Origin of the sequence: Mangrovicoccus sp. HB161399 (genome assembly GCF_013184745.1) — a bacterium.
Lineage (GTDB): Bacteria > Pseudomonadota > Alphaproteobacteria > Rhodobacterales > Rhodobacteraceae > Mangrovicoccus.
In genome coordinates, this window is record NZ_JAATVU010000011.1 from 60,807 (window position 1) to 80,886 (window position 20,080).

Consider the following 20,080-nt stretch of genomic DNA (forward strand, 5'->3'; position numbering starts at 1 on the left):
GGCCACGGACAGAAATGGAAGATCCCGCGCTAGATCCCTTCAACCCGGCGGCCCGCACCCATTGGATCCGGCTGCGCACGCTGGTCGTGCTGCGCTGGATCGCCATCGTGGGCCAGCTGGCGGCCATCACCATCGTCGACCGCTATTTCCGCGTCGAGCTGGAGCTGGGGCTGTGCTACCTCGCGGTCGGCGCCTCGATCATCGCCAACCTGCTGGCGATCCTGGTCTTCCCCGAGAACAAGCGGCTGAGCGAGAGCGAAGTGGTGTCGATGCTGCTCTTCGACATCTCGCAGCTGAGCTTCCTGCTCTACCTGACCGGCGGGCTGCACAATCCCTTCGCGCTGCTGATCCTCGTGCCGGTGACGATCTCGGCCTCGGCGCTGACGCTGGGCTCGACGCTGCTCCTGGGCGCGGTATCCTGCACGCTGCTGACGCTGGTGGCGGTGTTCCACCTGCCGCTGAGGACCGCGGCGGGGCGGATCGTCGACATGCCGAACGACTTCATCGTCGGCTTCTGGCTGGCGCTGAACATCGGCATCGTCTTCCTCGCCTCCTACGCCCGGCGGATCTCGCTGGAGATCCACTCGATGTCCGAGGCGCTGCTGGCGACGCAGATGGCGCTGGTGCGCGAGCAGAAGCTGACCGACCTGGGCGGGGTCGTCGCCGCGGCCGCGCACGAGCTGGGCACGCCGCTGGCCACGATCAAGCTGGTCAGCTCAGAACTGGTGGGCGAGCTCGACGATCCCGACCTGAAGAGCGATGCCGAGCTGATCCGCGACCAGGCCGACCGCTGCCGCGACATCCTGCGCTCGATGGGGCGGGCGGGCAAGGACGACAAGCACCTGCTGACCGCGCCGCTCGACACCGTGATCCGCGAGGCGGCCGAGCCGCACATGGCGCGCGGCAAGCAGGTGCATTTCCACGTTTCCCCGGCCTCGGGCGGCGACAGCGAGCAGCCGGTCATCTACCGCAAGCCCGAGATCATCCACGGCCTGCGCAACCTCGCCCAGAACGCCGTCGACTTCGCCGAGGGCCATATCTGGGTCGATGCGCAATGGACCGAGGATTCGATCATCATCCGCATCGCCGATGACGGCGCCGGGTTCCAGCCGCAGGTGATCGGCCGCCTCGGCGATCCGTTCCTGCGCCGCCGCAAGACCGCCGAGGAAAAGGCCCGCCGCCCGGAATACGAGGGCATGGGGCTTGGGCTCTTCATCGCCAAGACCCTGCTGGAGCGTTCGGGCGCGAGCCTGCGCTTCTCCAACGGCCGCGACGTCCATGCCGGGGTGCAGCCGGGCCAGGGCCAGCGCAGCGGCGCGATCATCGAAGTCACATGGCCGATGGACCGGCTGACCCGGTCCGAGCGCGGCGCCCTCGGCGAGAACGAGCCGATCCGCGCCTAGCCTGCCGGGCCGCGCGCCCGGCGGCGGCCATGCCGGCGGTGCCGCAGATTTCATCGCGCGGTTGCAGCCGGATGCGGGAAGGCCCGGCGCGGCGGTGCGGACCGCAGCGGCCGCCCGCCGATTAATGAACCATTAACCATTAGGCGTCACCGCTAGATCTGAGGATTCTTGCGGATTGGCATACATGGATTTTGTCGCGACCGGCCTGGCGATGGTGACCGTCGGCATTGCTTCGGCAATGGCCGGCCTGATGCTGCTGCGCCTTGCGGCGCCCGGCGGGCCCGGCGCGCCGGCCGTCGCGCGCCATCCCGAGGAGGAGGGCATCGTCTACCTCTTCCGCGGCCGCACCCTGATCGACGCGACCGGCCGGGCCCTAGGGCTTCTTTCGGCGGGACAGCCCGGCAGCGACGACTGGAGCCGCTTTCTCGCCACCTATGCCGTCCGCTTCTCCCGGCTGGAGCAGCGCCTTGCCGACCTGCGCGAAGGCGACGTGGTCGAACTGGCCGAGAGCGGCAGCGGCCCGTCCGCTATGGTGATGCATGCAGAGCGCCACAACGGCGTGCTGCGCGCCGCGCTCTGCGAGCCGGTCGGAGAGGAGCGTCCCGAACAGTTCGAGCGCTATGCGGTGCAGGCCATGGAGATGGAGCTCGACATGCTGCGCTGCGTTGCCGAGGACAGCCCGGTCCTGACCTGGCGCCAGCAGCAGGACGGAACCGTGATCTGGGCCAACCGCGCCTACATGGCCGAGATGCAGCGCGAATACGGTGACGAGGCGCTGGCCTCCTGGCCGCCGCGGCAGGTCTTTCCCGGCCTCGACTTCGAGGCCTGGGAGGAGGAGGTGCCGCCGCGGCGGATCTCGCGGGCGACCCGCCAGGGCGAAAGCCCGCGCTGGTACGAGCTGCACAGCCGTCCGGGCGACGCGGCCAAGCTGTGCTTCGCCATGCCGATCGACCAGCTGGTCCAGGCCGAGGCCTCGCTGAAGGACTTCATCGGCACGCTGGGCAAGACCTTCGCCCAGCTGCCGATTGGGCTGGCGATCTTCGACGCCAAGCGGCGGCTGGTGCTGTTCAACCCGGCGCTGATCGACCTGACCGCGCTGGGACCCGAGATGCTGACCCAGCGGCCGACGCTGCATGCCTTCCTCGACGCGCTGCGCGAGAACCAGCGCATCCCCGAGCCGCGCGACTACAAGAGCTGGCGGCTGCGCATCGCCCGGCTGGAGGCCGCTGCCGAGGACGGGCGCTACAAGGAGACCTGGACGCTGCCCACCGGCCAGACCTACCGGGTCACCGGCCAGCCGCATCCCGACGGGGCGGTGGCCTTCCTGTTCGAGGACATCTCTTCGGAAGTGTCGCTGAAGCGGCGGTTCCGGTCCGAGATCGACATGGGGCATTCGGTGCTGAACGCCTTCGAGCAGGCGGTGGCGGTGTTCGATCCGGACGGGACGATGGTGCTGTCGAACGCGGCCTACGGCGAGCTCTGGGACGTGATGCCGGAGACCGCGCTGGCCCGGATCACGCTGGGCGATGCCTTTCGCCACTGGGGGCTCGGCGATCCGCGCGACACCCTGCGCCGGGAGATCCGCGGCTTCGTTCTGGGCGAAGGCGCGCGCTGCAGCTTCTGCTTCCGGCTGCCGGGGACGGACGGGCTGCCGGTCATTGCGACGCTGCGCTCGCTGCCGCAGCGCGCCACGCTGGTCGAATTCCGCAGCCTCTGTCCCGCGCTGGCGGAGGCCAAGGCACAGCAGGTGCGCGACCCGGAGCCTGCTGCGCCCGCCTTGCGCGAGGCGCGGGGCTGAGCCCATAGGGACGCGGCCTGCATGCAGCGATGTCACCGGTGCCGGAGGCAGCCGGTGCTTGCACGTGCTTCCGGCATCTTCTGCCTTTGAACTGGACACTGCCGGTCTGCCCGGGCGGCGCAGGACGCGGCAGGGCTTGAGGCGGCGTCTGCCGCCATGTCGGCTAAGGTGGTGCCGGGCGGCCGGCTCTTTCGGGAGCGAAAGCGCTGCCGTAGCCTGATCATGGCGGCCGGCAGGACAGGGAAGGTGCGGGCCATGGCGGATGGCGGTGCTGCTGCCGGTCCGCGGAATCGCCGGTCGGACGCGCGGATCTGGTTCGGACGAAATTGCGGCCGCCGTGACGAAGGGCGGCCTGTTCAGGATTGCGGAAAAAGGCCGGCCTGCGCTGCAGGCAGCTTCGAAGAGACGGCGGGAGATCAGCACCTGCTGGCGGGCGGCCGCAAGTGCGCCGCGGCAGGGCGGAGGCGCGCCCGGAACCTGGATGGCGGGCCCGAGCTTGCGCCAAGTCGCGCCATCGGTCCGCAAGCCATGGCGACTGTCGGCAGCTGCCGCAGCGAAATGGCCTTGTCCGGGAGACGCGGATAAAAGACGTCGTGCGATGCGGCAGGCTGCGCGCGGCGGCCGGGATCTGACTGCCGCCAAGTCCGCCGCCGCCTTGCCGTCCTCCGTTGGCCGCGCGGGCCGGGGCTAGTTCCGCAGCACCGTGCAGACCGAACCGTATTGCCGGACCTGGTTGCACAGGCTGACGGCTTCGCGCCGCGAGGATGCGCCGATCTGGGCGGTGTACTGGCGGCCGCGCATCGAGGCGAGCTGGACCCGCGCGATCACCGGGTCGTGGCGCTGCAGTACAGGGTTTCGCCGCGCCGCCGAACGGTAGCGCTCGGCCGCCACGTTCCGGTTGGTATGGGCGGCGACGATCACGGCCCAAGGCGAAAGCGCGGGCTCGGTGCGGTATTGCGGAATGCGCCGGGCGGAGGCCATCTCGATGCAGGACTCGCCGAAGGAGCGGTCCGCCGCGAGGGCCAGGTCGACCTTTTCCGGCGGCCGGTCTCGCCAGTCCGCGGCGCTGTGTCCGGTGATGCCGGCGACATAGGCGCGGGTTTCGCCGGGCAGGCCGCCGCTGTGGTCGAGATAGCGCGCCACCCGTTCCTCGCCGCCGTTATAGGCCGCCGCGGCGAGACCGAGATTGCCGTAGGAATCGCGCAGCTCGGCCAGGTAGGCCGCCGAGGCGGCAAGCGCCGCAGCCGGGTTGAAGGGATCGTCCAAGCCGCGCAGCTTGGCGGTGCCGGGCATGAACTGGGCGATGCCGAGCGCGCCGGCCGGGCTGATCGCATAGGGGTCGAACAGGCTTTCCCGCCAGATCAGCCGCGCGAAGAAACCGGGCGGCAGGCCGTTGGCCTTGGCAAGGGTCTCGATCGCGCTGCAGGTATCCTCGACCCGCTGGGCCAGGCGGATGCAGATCAGCCCCTGGCCGTCGCAGTCCGGATCGGGCTCGTGCAGGCGCTTGCCGTCGGAGGCATAGGCCGAGCCGGGCCGGGGCACCGGCCGGTCGCTGGCCAGCGGGGCGCGCGGCTCCGAAAGGCCGGGCCGGGCGGAGGGGCGCGGCGGTTCCGCCAGCGGCGGCAGCGCGGCTTCCGGCGGGCCGAAGCGCGGGGCGGGCGGCAGCGGCACCGCCTCCGGCGCGGTGTCCCGCGGGGCAGGCAGCGGCGGGATGGCGGCCAGGGCCACCGGCTCTGCCGCAGGGGACCCTGCCGCCTCCGGAAGCGCCAGGGCAGGGGATCCGGCCGCGATGGCCAGCACCAGGGCAGTCGCAAGGGCAGGTCTCATCGCGCACTCCTCGCATCCATGCCTGCAGTATGGCCGATTCGCCTGCCTCTCCGGGCTGCGACGCAATGGCCGGGCTGCCCAAGGCGTAAGCTCTGCTTAAGCAACCGGGCGATCGGGACACGGAATCCGGCCCCCCGCCCTTTTCCCGGGGCCATATTTGACCTATCTTGAATATCAACCGAAGAGGATTGTTTCATGCCGCATCTCGTACGCGTCTATATCCGCCAGGTCATCATCGGCTTCGGGCTGTCCGCGGCCTTCGTGACCGCACTGCTCTGGCTGAACGTGGCCAATCTCTGGCACCTGGTCTCCAGCGACAGTGCCGGAGGGATCGCCGTGATGATGCTCTGGGTGTTCAACGGGATCGTCTTTGCCGGCGTTCAGTTCGCCCTGGCGCTGCCCTCGGGGCGCGATGAGGGCAAGGGCGGCGGCCGCCGCGATGCCCTTCCGGTCATGCTGGCCGAGCCGGTTCCGGTCCGCGCGGAGCATCCGCGCCGCCGCTGACGGCAAGCAGGACCGCGCGGGTCAGTCCCGCCCGGTCCAGGCCCGCCTTGCCTCGCATTCGATCGCGTGGCGCATTTCCAGGTCTGCAAGCCGCGCCATCGCGGCTTTCCGCGTTTCCGGCTCCTGCGCTTCCGCGAGAATGCGGCGCTGGGCTTCGATCTCTTTCTTCAGCTGGATTTCCCGCGGCAGCGCGCCCTCGCGGGCCATGATGCGGAACCCGGCCGCCTCGGCGGTGTCGGGATCGGTGGCAGGCAGGGGCTTGCCCGCTCCGGGAAGGTTGTCGAACTGGCCCTGGGCCTCGGCCTTGCGGATCTGCCGCTCGGCCATGATGCGGAATTTCATCGGGGACGTCCTCCGTCCGGAGAGGAATGAAGGCGGGGACCGCACGCAACCGTGGAGGCATGCATTCCCGAGGACCTGTATATACAGGTGGGCGCCAGATAACCGGACCAGGGCCCGGCCAGAGCCAGCTCCCTCGGAGTTGCTTAAGGCCACCGGAATTTTGCCACAGACACGGGAAGGGCAGATCCGCCAGCGCAGAACCTAAGGCCGCGGCGCAGCATGCGCAAGGGGCGTGTCGCGGGAATCGTCAACGCCTGCGTGATCGGCCGGCGCGCCCCCTTGCCCTGTGTTCATGGATTGTTCAAGATCGTCCCATGTCCGCCGATCCTGCCTCCCTCACGCCCGGCCAGCAACTGGCCCGCGGTACCTGCCGCCACCTGCGCGACATGGGATTCGCCGCGCTGGAGGAATTCGTGCCTGCGCGCGGGCTGCGGGCGGATGTCATGGCGCTGGGGCCGAAGGGCGAGATCTGGATCGTCGAGTGCAAGTCGGGCCGCGCCGATTTCATGTCGGACCGCAAGTGGCAGGGCTATCTCGACTGGTGCGACCGCTATTTCTGGGCGGTGGATGCGGATTTCCCGGTGGAGCTGCTGCCGCAGGAAACCGGGCTGATCTTCGCCGATGCGTGGGACGGAGAGATCCAGCGGATGGGACCCGAGGCGAAGCTGGCCCCGGCGCGGCGCACGAAGCTCATCCGCAGCTTCGCGCGCCAGGCCGCGTCCCGGCTGCAGGCGCTGCGCGATCCGGGCGTGGCGGCGTTCCTGCCGTCCGAGGGCCCGGACTGAGCCTCAGCGCTTCATCTGCTTCGCAGTCTCCGCGGCGGCGATGATTTCCTCGGCGATTTCCATCGCCTCGTCCGGCTCGAAATCCATCGCGACCTCCTGGCCTTCCGCGGCCACGAAGATCCGGACCATCCCCAGCGAGGTGGGGCCGATCTGCAGATCTGCGGAGGTGTCGCTTTCGTCGTTGATCCCCATGGTGAGACTCCTTTCACTTGATGCGCGTAGCCAAAGGCGCGCAGGCTGGCAAGCGGAGGACATCATGGATGACGCGTGGCAATTGCGGGACCTGGCGCCGGGCGATCTTGGATGGATCATCGCCGAGCACGGCCGCCACTTCGTCGGCAGGGAGGGATTCGATCCCGATTACGAACGGCTTGTGGCCGAGGTGCTGGTCAATTTCCTCGTCCAGCGCGACCCCGGGCGCGACCGGATCTGGATCGCGGCGCGGGACGGCCGTCCGGGCGGCTCGATTCTCTGCGCGGGCGAGGGCGACGAGGCGCGGCTGAGATTTTTCTACGTCCATCCGGAGGCGCGCGGCCATGGGGTGGGGCGGATGCTCTTGCGGCGGCTGATCGACCACGCGCGGGAGCAGGGATTCGAGCGCGTGATTCTCTCCACCCATGCCGAGCAGGAGGCCGCCTGCCGCCTCTATTCCAAGGCGGGCTTCACCTGCATCGACAGCGCGCCCTCGCATTCCTGGGGCCGTCCGCTGACCGAGCAGACCTGGGTTCTGGCGCTCGACTGAATCTGCCGCGGCGGCATCGCATTTTCTTCGCAAACCGGCTTGCAATCCTGAGCGTGCCTTTGTAGAGGAAGGCTCCGGGCCGCCTTAGCTCAGTTGGTTAGAGCGCTGGATTGTGGATCCAGAGGTCCCCTGTTCAAGCCAGGGAGGCGGTACCATCTAAACCCTTAATCGGGTTGAACGAAAAGGCCCGTGTCGAGATTGTCGATGCGGGCCTTTCGCGTTTCCAGCCGACCCAGGTCCGTTTCAGGTCCGTGGCGGCTTCCGGGATTGGAGTCGGGATGGACAAGGAAGACCTTCTTCGCGAACTGAATGCTGCGCGGCCCCTCAACCTGTTCTCGCTCTATACGGCGCAGCAGGCGGAGTACCTGGCGCTGGTGGGTACGGAAATCTCGGAGCTGTCGTCGTCTTGGGGAGATGGTGCCCTCATTGATGGCGAAGAACTTGTGCGCTGCACCGGGCTTTTCTGGCTGTGGGTGCTTGGAGCCTACGAGGTCCTGCGCACGATGGATCAGAACGCGGAGTGTTTCGCCACTGGCTTGCAACAGCGGATCAAGGCGGAAAAGCAGATCATCGCACAGATCCGCATGCCATTCGCAAAGCAGGAATTGAATCGGAGGGGCGGGCCTGTCTACGCTGAATTGTCCGTCACCGGCTTCGAGAAGGGGCCGTATTACGACATTGGCGGCGAGAGGTTCCGGCTTCCTGAGGTGATCGGACGTTTCCTCGATCTGATGAACAGCATCGGGCCGGAGAACATCCTACAGGAAATCCCGGCGCGGCGCACAACCGACTAGCAGGCCACCCCGGCGGGTATTGTCTCCGCTTGGATTTCAGGAACTCCCCGCGAGTCGTGTCCACTCCGGCGGGCGGAACTGCGGCAACGCTACCACCGATTGCAGGCTCCTCCCAGCGGGGACTGAGCGGGCCGGTCAGTCGGTGCCGCCGGTTTCCACCGCAATCTCCTGCCGCAGCGTGCCGTCCCGGCCGAAGATCAGGATGCGGCTGTCGCCGGTGACCACGGCGTACCAGCCGGGACCGGCGGTGACCGCGACCGGCGAGACGCCGTCGGGCAGGGACAGCTCGGCGGGAAGGGCAACCTTGGCGCTGCCGCCGGAGAAGCGCATGACAAAGAGCCCGATGATCGTTATGAGGCCCAGAATCATTACACCCGTCAGCACAGTCACCAGCCGCCTGAGGAATTTCAGCGGGGCCGGTTCCTGATAGTCCTCCGGAGTCCTCTCCATGTCGTCCACGTCCCGTCTCCTCGAGATTGCGATCCAGGCCGATCCGCCCGCGCGCCTTGATAAGGCGCTGGCGCGGGATGTGCCAGCAGAGGAGAGCCTGAGCCGCTCGCGCCTCGCCAAGCTCATTGCCGAAGGCGCCGTCAGCCGCGGCGGCGAAGTGCTGGACGATGCCAAGGCCAAGGTGGCGGAGGGCGACGTGATCGAAATCGTGCTGGGCCCGGCGGAGGAGATCGACGCGAAACCGGAGCCGATCCCGCTGGATATCGTCTGCGAGGATGCCGACCTGATCGTGGTGAACAAGCCCGTCGGCATGGTCGTCCATCCCGCGCCCGGCACGCCTTCGGGCACGCTGGTCAACGCGCTGATGCATCACTGCGCCGACACGCTGTCGGGGATCGGCGGCGCGCTGCGGCCGGGGATCGTGCACCGGATCGACAAGGACACCTCCGGCCTGCTGGTCGTGGCCAAGTCCGACCGTGCGCATCACGGGCTGGCGGAGCAGTTCGCCGCCCATACCGTCGAGCGCGAATACCGCGCGGTGGTGCATGGCGTGCCGGATGCGGGCGATCCGCGGCTGCGCGGCCTGCGCGGCATCTCGATGGAGCCGGGCGGGGTGATCCGCATCGCGACCGAGCTGGGCCGCCACCGCACCGACCGGCAGCGCCAGGCGGTGATGTGGGCGAATGGCCGCCGCGCGGTGACGCGCGCGCGGGTGGAGGAGGATTTCGGCGCGGCCTCTCTGGTGACCTGCTGGCTGGAGACCGGGCGCACCCACCAGATCCGCGTCCACATGAGCTATGCCGGCCATGCGCTTCTGGGCGACGACACCTATGGCGGGCGGCGCAAGCTGCCGAAGGCCATGCCGGACGCGGCGCGGAGTTTCGCCCAGGACTTCCCGCGCCAGGCTCTGCACGCCGCGACGCTGGGCTTCGACCACCCCGTGACCGGCGAGCATCTCAGCTTCGATGCGCCCCTGCCGCAGGACATGGAGGATCTGCTGGAGGCGCTGCGCGCCGCACCCGTGCCCGGATGAGCAGCCAGAGCGCCAGCGCGCTCTCGGCAGCGAGCGGCAGCAGATAGGCGGGCTGGACCAGCGGCAGGAGCACGGGCGCGAGGAAATGCGCCAGGCTGCCCGTCAGGTAGACCGGCGCCGACAGCCCGATGCTTGCGGCGATGATCCGCGGCACGCCGCCCGCGCGCCACAGCAGCACCGCCATCGCCGCGCAGTTCCCGGCGAAGAAGGCCAGCCCGGCATCGTAGATCAGGCCGTGCGCCCCGAAGCCCGCAAGGGCCGCGGTTCCGTCCCCGGCCCGCGCGGCGGCGAGCACGCCGGGAAGGAAGGACAGCCCGGCAAGGATCGTCGTCGCCTGAACCAGTCGCAGCAGCATCGCGGCCACGGCGAGCCGGGGGGCCTCCGCCCGCAGCAGCCGCCAGAACAGCAGCGCCACCGTGACATCGCAGGCCAGCATCATGGCGTCCGCCGCCATCCCGGCACGGAACAGTCCCGGATGCGCGGCCACGGCTGCCGCCGTCGCCTGCGGGTCGCCGGGAACGCGCAGCTGTCCGCGCACCACTCCTTCGGCCCAGACGCCGCAGAGGATGATCGCCAGGTAGGCGGCACCTGCTGCCCGGGCCATCCGCGTTTCGGTTGGATCTCCCATCGCGTCAGCGCACCTGCGCCACCAGCCCGCCGCGGCAATCCTGCACGCGCGGCGGGGCGGCCGACATCAGCGCACCCAGTTCGCTGTCCGCGGAGACCGGGGCGCCGAGGCTGATCCACAGTTCCGTGATCACCTTGCCCTGCGCCGTGCCCGCGCATTTCATCGTCACGCGCTTGCCCGCGCCCGGACCGTAGGCGCTGTCGAACGCCGCCGAGACGGCGGCGAATTCCAGCTGACGGCCCGCATTGGCGGCAAAGAGGTCCCGGACGGGGCCGTCATTCAGCTGGTCCATGAGCAGCATGGCCTCGGAGAAGTACTCGTCGGCATCCGACCCGGCATCGGGTCCGGCGAGATCCATCTCGTAGCAGGTGCCGTGCTTGGTCCATTCATGGTCCTCGAGCCCGGACATCGTGCCCGGCATCAGCAGGCCGAGCCGGGCCCTCACTGCGGCCGAGAGCCGGGGGGACTCGCGGCGCGGCCCGCGGCCGGAGCAGTCATCGGGCACGCCGTCGCCGCAGAAGCAGGGAAAGATGCGGCTGTCGTCCAGATCGTCCGGCCAGAGTCCGTGCAGCGAGAACTGCGTCGCGTCCGCACGGTCCGGGGCCTGCGTCCGGCACTCGGTCTTGCCTTCCCCGGCGGAGGTCGCGCAGAAGCCCGGCTGCCAGCTGGCGGCCAGCAGGTTCTCTATCCCGCCCGAGGCTGCGACTGCGGGAGGCTGGCCTGCGCCGATGCTGCCGCAGCCGATCGGCACCCAGCGGCTGTCGGTGACCGGCGCGCCGGGCACCTTGATGCGGTAATGGCTGGGCGGCCGGGCGTTTCCGGCCAGAAGTTCGTAGACCGTGCCGGGCGCGAGCCGGACATTGCCGGGATTGTCGCTGCGCAGCTTCTTGGTCGCTTCGCAGGAATCGGCGGCAGTGAAGCGGCCTTCCATGCGGATCTCGGCCGGCGCCTGGCCGGAAAGCACGGCAAGGACTGCGGAAAGGAGGAATGCTCGCGTCATCGAAATCCCCAAGGCGGCAGGGCAGGCGGCCCCGCACCGCATGTGATCACGGCCATTTGACGGCAGCCTGGCAGCCGCGCGGCAAGCGCTCCCGGAAGGAACATGCATCGCGGTGACCCGTTTCAAACCCTCATATGCCGGTGAGGAGACTGACACAGTCTCGCAAATCTGCACAAGCCATGCGCTAGTGATGCGTGCCAAAAGCTGGCCGCGCAGACTTGTAAACCGACCGGTTCAGTTCTAGCTTATGTGAAAGCGTGTTACATCAGGCCCCGGAGGTCGATCAATGAGCAACTACGGCAATCTTCCCGCGCCGAGTCCCGAGCAGGGGCTCAACCGTTACCTGCAGGAGATCCGCCGGTTCCCGATGCTGGAGCCGGAGGAAGAGTACATGCTGGCCAAGCGATGGGTCGAGGATCAGGACACCGAGGCGGCCCACAAGATGGTCACCTCGCACCTGCGCCTCGCCGCCAAGATCGCCATGGGCTACCGCGGCTACGGACTGCCGCAGGCCGAGGTGATCTCGGAGGCCAATGTCGGCCTCATGCAGGCGGTGAAGCGTTTCGATCCCGAGAAGGGCTTCCGCCTGGCCACATACGCCATGTGGTGGATCCGCGCCTCGATTCAAGAGTACATCCTGCGCTCCTGGAGCCTCGTGAAGCTGGGCACCACCTCGGCGCAGAAGAAGCTGTTCTTCAACCTGCGCAAGGCCAAGGCGCGGATCGGCGCGCTGGAGGACGGCGACCTGCGTCCCGAGCACGTCCAGAAGATCGCGCAGGACCTGAACGTGTCGGAGGAGGAGGTCATTTCGATGAACCGCCGCCTCAGCTCGGGCGACGCCTCTCTGAACGCCACCGTGGGCGCCGATGACGAGGGGTCGACCCAGTGGCAGGACTGGCTCGAGGACACCGACGCCAACCAGGCGCAGAGCTACGAGGAGAACAACGAGCTGTCGGTGCGCCGCGAGCTTCTGGCCGAGGCCATGTCCGTGCTGAACGAGCGCGAGAAGGACATCCTGGCCGAACGTCGGCTGCAGGAAAGCCCGATGACGCTGGAAGATCTGTCGTCGCGCTACAATGTCAGCCGCGAGCGGATCCGCCAGATCGAGGTCCGCGCCTTCGAGAAGCTGCAGAAGCGCATGCGCGAGCTCGGCCGCGAAAAGGGCATGGCCGTCTCGGCCTGACCCACTGCCCGCCGCCGCTCCTGCGGGAGCGGCGGCTGTCCGGCTTTGGGCGTTCGGATTTCCATGCTAGCCTCGGCAGGCGGCTGACCGGAAGCGAGCCCTGCCATGACCCTCGACGCCTTTGCCATCGCGAGCGCTGCCGGCCGTGTCCCGGAGGACCAGCGCCGCATTTTCACCCGTCTGGGCCTGTCGCATGCCCTCGCCGGAGCCGTCTCCGCGCGCGGCCCGAGCGAATTGGCGCACAAGGTGGCGGGCGCGGGCCTCTGCATCGCGGGCGGGGAGATCTTCTCCCTGGTCGCCGTGCCGGAAGAGGATTACCCGCGGGTCCCGCGTCCGGACGCGCTGGATGACCTTCCCTTTCTCGCCGACGTTCCGGATGTCGCCTTGGCCCTGTCGGAATTGCTTGGCCTGCCGGCCGGGCCTTTCGGCCATGATGCCAAGGTTCTTGCCCTTGGCAGGGGCGAACGCCAGGCGGCGCCGGGCGACCGCGTGTCGGCGCCGGGAACCGGCCGCCTGGGGCCTGCCGTCACCTGGCCCGGGGCGATCGGCTTCCTGACCGCGGGCCATGTGGCGCCTTCGGCAGGCGCCGTCGCGCATGACGCAAGCGGCGCCGTGCTCGGACATGTGGTCTGGGGCAACGATCCGGCCAGGTCCGCGACCGGACTGGCCGATGTGGATGTCGCGCTGATCGACACGGGCGCGGCCCCGGCCGCTTCGGCGGCGGCCGCCCAGCCCGCGGCGGGGGCCGCCGTCACGATTGCCGGCAGCGGCCTGTCCGGCACGGTGTTCGGCTTCTGCAGCTTCCTGCGCTTCGGCGGGACGGCGACCGTCTATGCCGATGTCTACCTCACCGGTTCCATCATATCGGCCGCGGGAGATTCCGGCAGCCTGGCCGCCGATGCGAACGGGGATGTCGTTGGGTCGCTCGTCGGGGCCTATTCGGGGCGGAACATGTCGGTGATCCAGTCGATCGGCTGCCAGCTTGCCGCAATACGCACCCATGGCAAGGTCGCGGCCAGCCTGCTTTGAGGGCCGTGCCGCCGCGCAAGAGGGAGGATGGAGACGCGCGATGATGGTACTGACGGACGGAAACCCGGCGGCGCTGCCGCCGGAAGTCGCTGCATTCATGAAGACCCTGCCGCGACCCCTGGCGGGACCGGTTCCGGTGCCGTACCCCGCGGTGTCCGCCGATGCGGGGGAGGATTTCGGCGACCTGCAGTCCCTGGAGGCGTCGGCGCCGCCGCCCCGCGATGCGCTCCTGCTCGACCGGTGGGATGTGCGAACCCATCAGTACACCGCCAAGATGTCCGCCCGCATGTCGCTTCTGAGCGGCCTGTTTTCGGGCGGCGGAAGCGATGCGACGGTCGGCGTCGTCCAGGAGGCCAAGCGCTTCGTGATCTGCGAGATGCCCGACCGGCGCCCGGTGGAGGTCGGCGTTGCCGTCCGGCTGATGGCTGCCGCGCGCACCTCCGAGGCGGATATCAAGCTGACGCTCGCCGACATTGCCGCGAATGCCCAGCTCGGACGGTTCGATGCCCGCATCACAATCTCGGTCTCGGGTTTTGCCGGGCCGCTTGGGGCGCTGCTTCCGGCGCCGCGCGAGCTCGATGTCCGCAGCCTGTCCGTCTACACGGACGCTTTCCGGGACATCCAGGCGCATGTCTTCAGCGCGGAGTCGCAGCCTTTCCTGGCGCCGGTGCTGCTCGGCTTCGACGACGAGGCGCCCAGCGTGCCTTCCGGGAGCGGCAGCTAGGCCGGGGGCATTGCGGCGACACAGTCGGGGCGCCGGGCATCTCCGCCGAGCCTCCGGAACGAAATTGCGCCCCGGCCTTCCCGTGGCAGGCTTGGCTGCCGGGGAAGGGGGCGCATCCATTCGAGAGGGGGCGGGCGGCCCGTGCGGGCGCGCGGCCTCAGCGGAAGCTGCGGCTTTCCTTGATCTGGTCCCAGGCCCAGACGACTTCCTGCAGGCGCTCCTCGTCGGAGCGGTCGCCGCCGTTCATGTCCGGGTGCAGCACCTTGATCAGCGACTTGTACTGCTTGCGGATCTCCACCTTGGTCCAGGTGTCCTTGGCCTCGAGGATCTCCAGCGCCCGCCGCTCCGTCGGCGGCAGGCGGCGGGTGCCAGAGGACGGATCGCCCTTGCCGGGGTTGCGCGTCGCGTTCTCTCCCAGCACCTGGTGCGCGTCGTCGATGCCGAGCCGCGCCCAGGCGCGTTCCTCGACGGTCTTGCGGAACGGCTTGGTCTCGCGGCCCCAGACCTTGTCCTTGTCGATCTGCTCGTTCATTTCCTCTTCGGTGGTGCCGTTGAAGAAATTCCACTTCAGGTTGTATTCGCGGACATGGTCCTTGCAGAACCAGAAATAGTCGTCGAGCTGGTCCGGGCTCTTCGGCGCGCGGTACTTTCCGGCTTCCTCGCAGCCGGGATGCTCGCAGGCGCGCTGCGAGGTGTCGAAGGCGCCGGACATGCCGCGGCGGCCCCGGCCACGCTTCTTCTTGGCGGAAGATACGGACATGTCGAACCCGAAGGGATCTTCCTTGGCCATCAGAGTCACCTTTTCTTTAGGACCACAGCACGGTAGCAATTCGAAACAGGCGGGAAGTTTAGCGTTTAATTCGCCGAGAGGAAGAGGGGCCGGAGCAAAAAATGGGTATTGCAGAGCAGATTCGCGACCGCCTGGAAGAGGCGTTCCAGCCGTCCGAGCTGTCGGTGCTGAACGAAAGCCACCTGCATGCGGGCCATGCGGGCCATGACGGTTCGGAAGAAAGCCATTTCCGCGTCGCGATCGCCGCGCCCGCCTTCGGCGAGATGTCGCGCATCGGGCGCGAGCGCGCGATCCACAAGGCGCTGGGCAAGGACATCATGGGCGCGATCCATGCGCTCGCGCTCGAGATCCGGGTCTGAGCGCGGCGCGGGCCGGGGGGCGGTCAGTCCTCGCCGGGCACCTCCGCGGCGGCAGCAGGCAGGGCGGAGGGACTTCCGCCGGACGCGGGACGGCGGAAGACCAGCACATTGACATAGACCGTGCGGCTGCCGGTGAGGCCCTGCTTTTCCTGGCTGGGCAGCACCTCGGCACGCTGGAATTCCCAGCCCTCGGCGGATTGCGCGTTCAGCACCTCGGCCAGCGCGGCGGCATAGCGCGCATCGGGCGTCTTCGCGCCCCTGGCCTTGCGGCCGCGCTCGGGCGCGGGAATGACTTGGTATTCGTAGCTCATCAGGGACCCTCCGATCACGCTCCGCGTTACCTGCTGGAAGCCGTCCCGTCAAAGTCCCACGTTAACCTTGGAGAAACACTGTGACGCTTAGCTCCTGCCCATGTCCCGTTTCGAACTGATCCTGCTCTGCCTCTGCCTCGGCGCCTGCTCGGCGGATCTGCCGGCGCCCGACCCGCTGACCATGGCCGGGCTCGACAATGCAGGCTACGAGCTGGTGCGCGACGGCCGCCGCTTCCAGCAGGTGGTGGTGGGCGAACAGCTTTCGGGCGACGGCTACCGCGCGCGGGTGATGGAGGACGGGACCCTCTCGGGCCTCTATGTCGGGGAACCCTTCCGCGGCGTCTGGGTGTTCACCGATGACGGGCGCTACTGCCAGAGCCTGACGCCGTCGCTCTCCGGTCCCACGGCCTCCTGCTACTGGGTGGCCGCCAAGGAAGGCGAGATCCGGCTGATCCCGGTGCTGCCCGGCTGAGTGCGCGGCCGAAGCTCCGGCGCGTGCCTCGGCTTCGCGATGCGGGCGGGGCGGGCTTGTCCAGCCATCCGGCTCCTTGGCGCCGGCTGCGTCGGACGCCTGCAGGGCGGGGCGCACCTGCTCTTTCTCCGGCGGCCGCGGGCCGCGCGGAGCTTAACCGTCCTCCCATCTTGGGGGCTGTCGCGCTGGCCGGATCATGGCCTTCTCGCAGCGGAAGCCGCGGACAGCCATCATGGCGGCGCAGTCGCTTTCGTCGGATGACTGGAACTCCCGTGCGCAGGCTGTCCAACCAAGGCAGATGGCCGTCGATGGGCCAACTTGCGCGCGATGCCAGTCCCCGGGCAGTGTGGCAGGCCGGCGGAGCGGCGGTGCTGCCTGAAACGCCGCGGCCGCGTCGCGGTTAGGCGTGCCGTGGAACGGGACGGGATTTGACCCGCTCAGCCAGTTTGTCGATGCCGATGCGGTGCATTGCCTTCAATCCGGAGGCGTCCCGTAGAGCGATGCTTCGGGCTGGGCTGGGCGGGGTCGCGTCGCGGCTGCTCCGTGCGGCCAATGCGTTCCGGAGGAGCCACACAACGGATGCTGCATCGGTAGCTGGCCTGGGCATCACGAAGAGCGTGTTTCCGGTTCTCGGCATTGGCGATGATGCACAGACCGGTTTCCGCCCTTCGCTTCGACGTGCCGCTGTCAGGACACGCTTCCGTGGCCATCCCCCGTGCACGGTGGGCATGGAGCCTGCGGCTCGGCCCGTCATGGGGTACGGGAGTTCGGCGCTGCCGGGTATGCGACCCCACGATATGTCCTGCATCAGGCGAGGATAGTCCGACACCGCAGACAACGGGGCAATGAAGGTGGCGGCAACGTGACCGCGTTCAACCGCATCGGACTCTGCGGATTGCCCCACTGGGAATGGTCCGGAGGGGCTGAACGCGCCTTGACGGGATCAAGATGGCCGGGCAGCGGGGGCAAGCAGCACCAGGTGCGGGACCTTCCTGTTCGCATGCGCAAGAGGCCGACCAATGCGCTCCGGCCGCATCTGGCGGACCTTGGCCTCGCGCGGAAAGGCTTCAGGCACGTGGCGGTCTTGAAGGCCAAGGTCGAGGAACTGGCCGCTGCGGAATCATGGTCCGAGGCCCGCGCCCGTTCGCTGCGCGGCCCCGCAGATCAGCTCAAGCCGATCGCGCAGGACATCGGCGGCCGTCACAGGTCCGGTCACGGCCGGCGCCATCGCCGCGGCGGTCCCGCGCCTCGGAGTCTGCCGATACGGGCGGCAGGTCGCGGCCCGGACCGGACTGGGGCCGAGCGCCAACGGCAGCTGCGGGCGGCAAAGGCGGTCGGGTCGCGGGAAGCAAGGCGACGGCTGCATCCGCCGTGATCGGATCGGCAGGCAGGACGCCGGCGCTGCAGGGGGGGCTGGCGCGAATGCCCGGGGGGAAGAAACTGAGGGCTACTGCGGCAGCCTTCCCAGGATCGCAAGGATCGCGCGGGCGCTGCTGAGACGGCACACGGCGCGCCGAGGCGAGCCCGCCTGGAGGCAGAACCCGAAAACCTCCCCGCAACGGGGACGGCGGGCACGGATGCAAGGCGCTGCAGGACGAAGCTGGACAGGTCGGGACCGGGGACTGGCAACCCGACGGGCGTTGGCGCAGAGGAGCGAGATGGAGTGTCCGGGCGTTCGGCATCTCGTTCGAAGCCTTGCTCCGCGGACGCAATCGAGGCCGGCAGCAAGGTGCCGCGCCGAAAGTGCCGGGCACATGGCGCAGCAGGCCCCGCCGCCATCGAAGCATCTGCGACTCCCGGCCGGTCCCAGGCATCGCTCGGGTGCGTTGCGATCTGGGGATGTCCGGCACTACCGGCGTGCCTGCGGTCCCGATTGAGTTGTCGGACGGAGAATGCCGACATGCCGACGGAGCTGCCGGACGACGAGATGCGTGATCGGATGGAATGTCACCGGACGGACCGGTGACATGTCCGGCGGATGCAACGTCCGACGGCGGTCGCGCTGCGGTCCGGGATCAGGAGGCAAGGCGCAGGCGGCCGAACCAGTCCTGCAGATCCGGCAGCACGCTGGCCGCCCCCGAGAAATCCTCCCCGGCGGTATAGGCGGAGGGCGTCACCACCACCTCCAGCCCGGCGGCCCGGGCCGAGAGTACCCCGTTGCGGCTGTCCTCGAAGGCCAGCGCGTCCTCCGCGCGGAGCCCGAGCCGCTCCAGCGCCGCCAGATAGACATCGGGAGCGGGCTTCTTCGCCGCGACGTCGTCCCCGGCGGCGATGACCTCGAAGATGTCGGCGGCGGCGCGGCCGGTGGCGGCCCGGATCAGCACGTCGACATTGGGCCGGTTGGTCGTGGTGGCGACGGCCAGCCGCAGCCCGGCCCCGCGCGCGTCGCTCAGCAGCCCCGCCACGCCCGGCCGCAGGGGCACGCCGCCCTGCGCCACGATTCGTCCGTAGCGGCGGGTCTTCTGCCGGTGCAGCTCCGCGATCCCCGCGTCGTCCGGGCCCGAACCGATGCCGTCGCGCCAGGCCCGCATCCGTTCCTTGCCGCCGGTGATCTTCAGCAGCCGCCGGTAGTCGTCGGTGCGCCAGTGCCAGCTCAGCCCGGCCTCCGCGAAGGTCTCGTTGAAGGCGCGGCGGTGGGCCTCCTCGGTTTCCGCCAGCGTGCCGTCGACATCGAATATCAGCGCACGCAGCATCAGGCGGCCTTCCGCAGGCTGTGCACCAGCCCGGGCAGGGCGGAGAAATCGCCGAATGCCGCCTCGTGGCGCAGCTGCCCGACCGGCGTCTTGCGGTAGCCGCCGGTGAAGAGCAGGAAGGGAATTCCGGCGGCCTCGGCGGTGGCGGCATCGACCTCGCTGTCGCCCACATAGAGCCCGCGCCCGCCGAGCGCGGCGAAGGCGGCGCAGAGCGGCATCGGGTCGGGCTTGCGCAGGGGCAGGCTGTCGCCGCCGATCACCGCGGCGAAGAAACGTTCCAGCCCGAGCGCCGCGAGGATGGCGCGCGATGGCCCGGCCGGCTTGTTGGTGCAGAGCCCGAGAGGATGGCCTGCCGCCGCCAGCGCATCCAGCATGTCCGGGACATGCGGATAGGGCCGGGTCAGCTCGGCGGGGGCGGCATCGTAATGCGCGAGGAAGCGTTCGGTCAGCGCGCCGTGGCGGCCGGGATCGCGCGGCAGGGCATGCGCCTCCATCACGCGCTCCACCAGCGCCGGAACGCCGTTGCCGATGAAGCTGCGGATGCGGCCGAGGTCCAGCGGTTCCAGCCCGGCCTCCTCCTGCATCTTCGCCGCGGCGGCGTGGATGTCCGGCGCGCTGTCGATCAGCGTGCCGTCGAGATCGAAGACGATCGGGGTCATGCCGGTTCCCTCCATTTGATCGAGCAGCCCATCGACGGGATCTGCGCCTCTGGTCCATGCCCGGTTTCCGCGACCTGCCGCATTGCCTCGTAGAGGTCGCGCCGCGTGCCCACCGGCGCGGCCTCCTTGCGCGAGGCGTCGAGCCGCCCGCGGTATTGCAGCCCCAGCCCGGCATCGAAGCCGAAGAAATCCGGCGTGCAGGCGGCGCCCCAGGAGCGCGCCACCGACTGGCCGGCATCGTGCAGGTAGGGGAAGGGGAAGCCGTGCCGCGCGGCCATTTCCTGCATCTTCGGGAAGCTGTCGGCGGGATAGGCCCCCGCGTCGTTCGAGCAGATCGCCGCCACGCCGATGCCCATCGCCTGCAGGTCGCGCGCGTCGCGCAGGATGCGGTCCAGAACGGCCAGCACGTAGGGACAATGGTTGCAGATGAACATCGCCAGCGTGCCGCGCTCGCCCGCGATGCTGCCCAGCGTGTGCCGCTGTCCGTCGGTGCCGGGCAGGGTGAAATGCGGCGGGCGCCAGCCGAACTCGCAGACGGGGGTCTCGACCGCCAT

At 69.2% G+C, this 20,080-nt stretch carries 23 protein-coding genes and 1 tRNA gene; 13 read left to right on the forward strand and 11 right to left on the reverse strand.

What is annotated here, in order from left to right; translation table 11 throughout:
• Nucleotides 1-14: 14 nt before the first annotated feature.
• The gene (gene regB, locus HCC78_RS08485; protein ID WP_172328327.1) at nucleotides 15-1,403 is read left to right on the forward strand and encodes a sensor histidine kinase RegB; all 1,389 of its coding nucleotides are present in this window, start codon (nucleotides 15-17) and stop codon (nucleotides 1,401-1,403) included.
• A gap of 184 nt (nucleotides 1,404-1,587) precedes the next feature.
• Nucleotides 1,588-3,201 (forward strand): PAS-domain containing protein, encoded by a 1,614-nt coding sequence (locus HCC78_RS08490; RefSeq protein ID WP_172328328.1) that lies wholly within the window; start codon nucleotides 1,588-1,590, stop codon nucleotides 3,199-3,201.
• A gap of 687 nt (nucleotides 3,202-3,888) precedes the next feature.
• Here HCC78_RS08490 and HCC78_RS08495 read toward each other — a convergent pair.
• On the reverse strand, nucleotides 3,889-5,028 hold the full coding sequence (locus HCC78_RS08495) for a lytic transglycosylase domain-containing protein (RefSeq protein ID WP_172328329.1): 1,140 nt from the start codon (nucleotides 5,026-5,028) through the stop codon (nucleotides 3,889-3,891).
• 195 nt (nucleotides 5,029-5,223) lie between these two features.
• On the opposite strand from HCC78_RS08495, the gene HCC78_RS08500 reads away from it, so the two are divergent.
• The gene (locus HCC78_RS08500; RefSeq protein ID WP_172328330.1) at nucleotides 5,224-5,532 is read left to right on the forward strand and encodes a hypothetical protein; all 309 of its coding nucleotides are present in this window, start codon (nucleotides 5,224-5,226) and stop codon (nucleotides 5,530-5,532) included.
• A gap of 21 nt (nucleotides 5,533-5,553) precedes the next feature.
• On the opposite strand, the gene HCC78_RS08505 is transcribed toward HCC78_RS08500, so the two are convergent.
• Complete coding sequence (locus HCC78_RS08505) at nucleotides 5,554-5,874, reverse strand: DUF1992 domain-containing protein (RefSeq protein ID WP_172328331.1); 321 nt, start codon at nucleotides 5,872-5,874, stop codon at nucleotides 5,554-5,556.
• A 314-nt stretch (nucleotides 5,875-6,188) separates the two neighbouring features.
• Between HCC78_RS08505 and HCC78_RS08510 the strand changes: the two genes are divergently transcribed.
• Nucleotides 6,189-6,659 carry an MmcB family DNA repair protein gene (locus tag HCC78_RS08510; RefSeq protein WP_172328332.1) on the forward strand — a complete coding sequence of 157 codons (471 nt, stop codon included), beginning with the start codon at nucleotides 6,189-6,191 and terminating at the stop codon, nucleotides 6,657-6,659.
• Between the two features lie 3 nt (nucleotides 6,660-6,662).
• On the opposite strand, the gene HCC78_RS08515 is transcribed toward HCC78_RS08510, so the two are convergent.
• Complete coding sequence (locus HCC78_RS08515; protein ID WP_172328333.1) at nucleotides 6,663-6,851, reverse strand: DUF6324 family protein; 189 nt, start codon at nucleotides 6,849-6,851, stop codon at nucleotides 6,663-6,665.
• A 64-nt stretch (nucleotides 6,852-6,915) separates the two neighbouring features.
• Between HCC78_RS08515 and HCC78_RS08520 the strand changes: the two genes are divergently transcribed.
• The 3 genes from HCC78_RS08520 (at nucleotide 6,916) to HCC78_RS08530 (ending at nucleotide 8,195) form a co-directional block, all read left to right on the forward strand.
• Nucleotides 6,916-7,401, forward strand: a complete 486-nt coding sequence (locus HCC78_RS08520; protein WP_172328334.1) for a GNAT family N-acetyltransferase — start codon at nucleotides 6,916-6,918, stop codon at nucleotides 7,399-7,401.
• A gap of 78 nt (nucleotides 7,402-7,479) precedes the next feature.
• Nucleotides 7,480-7,556 (forward strand) — tRNA-His (locus tag HCC78_RS08525).
• A 123-nt stretch (nucleotides 7,557-7,679) separates the two neighbouring features.
• Nucleotides 7,680-8,195, forward strand: coding sequence for a hypothetical protein (locus HCC78_RS08530; RefSeq protein ID WP_172328335.1), 516 nt, complete (start codon nucleotides 7,680-7,682; stop codon nucleotides 8,193-8,195).
• A gap of 135 nt (nucleotides 8,196-8,330) precedes the next feature.
• On the opposite strand, the gene HCC78_RS08535 is transcribed toward HCC78_RS08530, so the two are convergent.
• On the reverse strand, nucleotides 8,331-8,645 hold the full coding sequence (locus tag HCC78_RS08535) for a DUF6476 family protein (protein WP_172328394.1): 315 nt from the start codon (nucleotides 8,643-8,645) through the stop codon (nucleotides 8,331-8,333).
• Here HCC78_RS08535 and HCC78_RS08540 point away from each other — a divergent pair.
• Entirely contained in the window at nucleotides 8,644-9,678 is a 1,035-nt protein-coding gene (locus tag HCC78_RS08540) for a pseudouridine synthase (protein WP_172328336.1), read from the forward strand. The genes HCC78_RS08535 and HCC78_RS08540 overlap by 2 nt on opposite strands.
• Here the strand turns inward: HCC78_RS08540 and HCC78_RS08545 are convergent.
• Together HCC78_RS08545 and HCC78_RS08550 are read right to left on the reverse strand one after the other, a co-directional pair.
• Nucleotides 9,602-10,282 carry a DUF4386 domain-containing protein gene (locus HCC78_RS08545; protein WP_172328337.1) on the reverse strand — a complete coding sequence of 227 codons (681 nt, stop codon included), beginning with the start codon at nucleotides 10,280-10,282 and terminating at the stop codon, nucleotides 9,602-9,604. The two genes, HCC78_RS08540 and HCC78_RS08545, sit on opposite strands and share 77 nt — an antisense overlap.
• Nucleotides 10,283-10,310: 28 nt before the next feature.
• Nucleotides 10,311-11,306 carry a ribonuclease I gene (locus HCC78_RS08550; RefSeq protein WP_172328338.1) on the reverse strand — a complete coding sequence of 332 codons (996 nt, stop codon included), beginning with the start codon at nucleotides 11,304-11,306 and terminating at the stop codon, nucleotides 10,311-10,313.
• A 286-nt stretch (nucleotides 11,307-11,592) separates the two neighbouring features.
• Here HCC78_RS08550 and rpoH point away from each other — a divergent pair, with 286 nt between their 5' ends.
• From rpoH to HCC78_RS08565, 3 genes are all read left to right on the forward strand, one after another.
• A complete protein-coding gene (rpoH, locus tag HCC78_RS08555; protein ID WP_172328339.1) occupies nucleotides 11,593-12,489 on the forward strand; it encodes an RNA polymerase sigma factor RpoH in 897 nt (298 codons plus the stop codon).
• A 105-nt stretch (nucleotides 12,490-12,594) separates the two neighbouring features.
• Complete coding sequence (locus tag HCC78_RS08560) at nucleotides 12,595-13,518, forward strand: hypothetical protein (protein ID WP_172328340.1); 924 nt, start codon at nucleotides 12,595-12,597, stop codon at nucleotides 13,516-13,518.
• 40 nt (nucleotides 13,519-13,558) lie between these two features.
• On the forward strand, nucleotides 13,559-14,242 hold the full coding sequence (locus HCC78_RS08565; RefSeq protein ID WP_172328341.1) for a hypothetical protein: 684 nt from the start codon (nucleotides 13,559-13,561) through the stop codon (nucleotides 14,240-14,242).
• 157 nt (nucleotides 14,243-14,399) lie between these two features.
• Here the strand turns inward: HCC78_RS08565 and HCC78_RS08570 are convergent, their stop codons facing one another.
• Nucleotides 14,400-15,032, reverse strand: coding sequence for a DnaJ domain-containing protein (locus HCC78_RS08570; protein WP_172328342.1), 633 nt, complete (start codon nucleotides 15,030-15,032; stop codon nucleotides 14,400-14,402).
• Nucleotides 15,033-15,133: 101 nt separating this feature from the next.
• On the opposite strand from HCC78_RS08570, the gene HCC78_RS08575 reads away from it, so the two are divergent.
• Nucleotides 15,134-15,391: a BolA family transcriptional regulator gene (locus tag HCC78_RS08575; protein ID WP_172328343.1), complete on the forward strand. Its 258-nt coding sequence runs from the start codon at nucleotides 15,134-15,136 to the stop codon at nucleotides 15,389-15,391.
• Between the two features lie 23 nt (nucleotides 15,392-15,414).
• On the opposite strand, the gene HCC78_RS08580 is transcribed toward HCC78_RS08575, so the two are convergent.
• The gene (locus HCC78_RS08580; protein WP_253949106.1) at nucleotides 15,415-15,702 is read right to left on the reverse strand and encodes a DUF4177 domain-containing protein; all 288 of its coding nucleotides are present in this window, start codon (nucleotides 15,700-15,702) and stop codon (nucleotides 15,415-15,417) included.
• A 100-nt stretch (nucleotides 15,703-15,802) separates the two neighbouring features.
• Here HCC78_RS08580 and HCC78_RS08585 point away from each other — a divergent pair, with 100 nt between their 5' ends.
• The gene (locus HCC78_RS08585; RefSeq protein ID WP_172328344.1) at nucleotides 15,803-16,174 is read left to right on the forward strand and encodes a hypothetical protein; all 372 of its coding nucleotides are present in this window, start codon (nucleotides 15,803-15,805) and stop codon (nucleotides 16,172-16,174) included.
• Nucleotides 16,175-18,189: 2,015 nt separating this feature from the next.
• Here HCC78_RS08585 and HCC78_RS08595 read toward each other — a convergent pair.
• The 3 genes from HCC78_RS08595 to HCC78_RS08605 are packed head-to-tail and all read right to left on the reverse strand — an operon-like array spanning nucleotide 18,190 to nucleotide 20,080.
• Entirely contained in the window at nucleotides 18,190-18,867 is a 678-nt protein-coding gene (locus HCC78_RS08595) for an HAD-IA family hydrolase (protein ID WP_172328345.1), read from the reverse strand.
• On the reverse strand, nucleotides 18,867-19,526 hold the full coding sequence (gene gph, locus HCC78_RS08600) for a phosphoglycolate phosphatase (RefSeq protein ID WP_172328346.1): 660 nt from the start codon (nucleotides 19,524-19,526) through the stop codon (nucleotides 18,867-18,869). The genes HCC78_RS08595 and gph overlap by 1 nt, the downstream gene beginning before the upstream one ends.
• Complete coding sequence (locus tag HCC78_RS08605) at nucleotides 19,523-20,080, reverse strand: thioredoxin family protein (protein ID WP_172328347.1); 558 nt, start codon at nucleotides 20,078-20,080, stop codon at nucleotides 19,523-19,525. The genes gph and HCC78_RS08605 overlap by 4 nt, the downstream gene beginning before the upstream one ends.

What these genes read in the sequence shown, in the direction of transcription:
- HCC78_RS08570 (WP_172328342.1), bottom strand. Translation starts at nt 15,032, where the DNA reads ATGGCCAAGGAAGATCCCTTCGGGTTCGACATGTCCGTATCTTCCGCC.
- HCC78_RS08515 (WP_172328333.1), bottom strand. Translation starts at nt 6,851, where the DNA reads ATGGGGATCAACGACGAAAGCGACACCTCCGCAGATCTGCAGATCGGC.
- HCC78_RS08495 (WP_172328329.1), bottom strand. Translation starts at nt 5,028, where the DNA reads ATGAGACCTGCCCTTGCGACTGCCCTGGTGCTGGCCATCGCGGCCGGA.
- HCC78_RS08595 (WP_172328345.1), bottom strand. Translation starts at nt 18,867, where the DNA reads ATGCTGCGTGCGCTGATATTCGATGTCGACGGCACGCTGGCGGAAACC.
- HCC78_RS08580 (WP_253949106.1), bottom strand. Translation starts at nt 15,702, where the DNA reads ATGAGCTACGAATACCAAGTCATTCCCGCGCCCGAGCGCGGCCGCAAG.
- HCC78_RS08535 (WP_172328394.1), bottom strand. Translation starts at nt 8,645, where the DNA reads ATGGAGAGGACTCCGGAGGACTATCAGGAACCGGCCCCGCTGAAATTC.
- HCC78_RS08510 (WP_172328332.1), top strand. Translation starts at nt 6,189, where the DNA reads ATGTCCGCCGATCCTGCCTCCCTCACGCCCGGCCAGCAACTGGCCCGC.
- rpoH (WP_172328339.1), top strand. Translation starts at nt 11,593, where the DNA reads ATGAGCAACTACGGCAATCTTCCCGCGCCGAGTCCCGAGCAGGGGCTC.
- HCC78_RS08575 (WP_172328343.1), top strand. Translation starts at nt 15,134, where the DNA reads ATGGGTATTGCAGAGCAGATTCGCGACCGCCTGGAAGAGGCGTTCCAG.
- HCC78_RS08605 (WP_172328347.1), bottom strand. Translation starts at nt 20,080, where the DNA reads ATGGCGGTCGAGACCCCCGTCTGCGAGTTCGGCTGGCGCCCGCCGCAT.
- HCC78_RS08505 (WP_172328331.1), bottom strand. Translation starts at nt 5,874, where the DNA reads ATGAAATTCCGCATCATGGCCGAGCGGCAGATCCGCAAGGCCGAGGCC.
- HCC78_RS08550 (WP_172328338.1), bottom strand. Translation starts at nt 11,306, where the DNA reads ATGACGCGAGCATTCCTCCTTTCCGCAGTCCTTGCCGTGCTTTCCGGC.
- HCC78_RS08560 (WP_172328340.1), top strand. Translation starts at nt 12,595, where the DNA reads ATGACCCTCGACGCCTTTGCCATCGCGAGCGCTGCCGGCCGTGTCCCG.
- HCC78_RS08490 (WP_172328328.1), top strand. Translation starts at nt 1,588, where the DNA reads ATGGATTTTGTCGCGACCGGCCTGGCGATGGTGACCGTCGGCATTGCT.
- HCC78_RS08530 (WP_172328335.1), top strand. Translation starts at nt 7,680, where the DNA reads ATGGACAAGGAAGACCTTCTTCGCGAACTGAATGCTGCGCGGCCCCTC.
- HCC78_RS08565 (WP_172328341.1), top strand. Translation starts at nt 13,559, where the DNA reads ATGATGGTACTGACGGACGGAAACCCGGCGGCGCTGCCGCCGGAAGTC.
- HCC78_RS08500 (WP_172328330.1), top strand. Translation starts at nt 5,224, where the DNA reads ATGCCGCATCTCGTACGCGTCTATATCCGCCAGGTCATCATCGGCTTC.
- regB (WP_172328327.1), top strand. Translation starts at nt 15, where the DNA reads ATGGAAGATCCCGCGCTAGATCCCTTCAACCCGGCGGCCCGCACCCAT.
- HCC78_RS08540 (WP_172328336.1), top strand. Translation starts at nt 8,644, where the DNA reads ATGTCGTCCACGTCCCGTCTCCTCGAGATTGCGATCCAGGCCGATCCG.
- gph (WP_172328346.1), bottom strand. Translation starts at nt 19,526, where the DNA reads ATGACCCCGATCGTCTTCGATCTCGACGGCACGCTGATCGACAGCGCG.
- HCC78_RS08585 (WP_172328344.1), top strand. Translation starts at nt 15,803, where the DNA reads ATGTCCCGTTTCGAACTGATCCTGCTCTGCCTCTGCCTCGGCGCCTGC.
- HCC78_RS08520 (WP_172328334.1), top strand. Translation starts at nt 6,916, where the DNA reads ATGGATGACGCGTGGCAATTGCGGGACCTGGCGCCGGGCGATCTTGGA.
- HCC78_RS08545 (WP_172328337.1), bottom strand. Translation starts at nt 10,282, where the DNA reads ATGGCCCGGGCAGCAGGTGCCGCCTACCTGGCGATCATCCTCTGCGGC.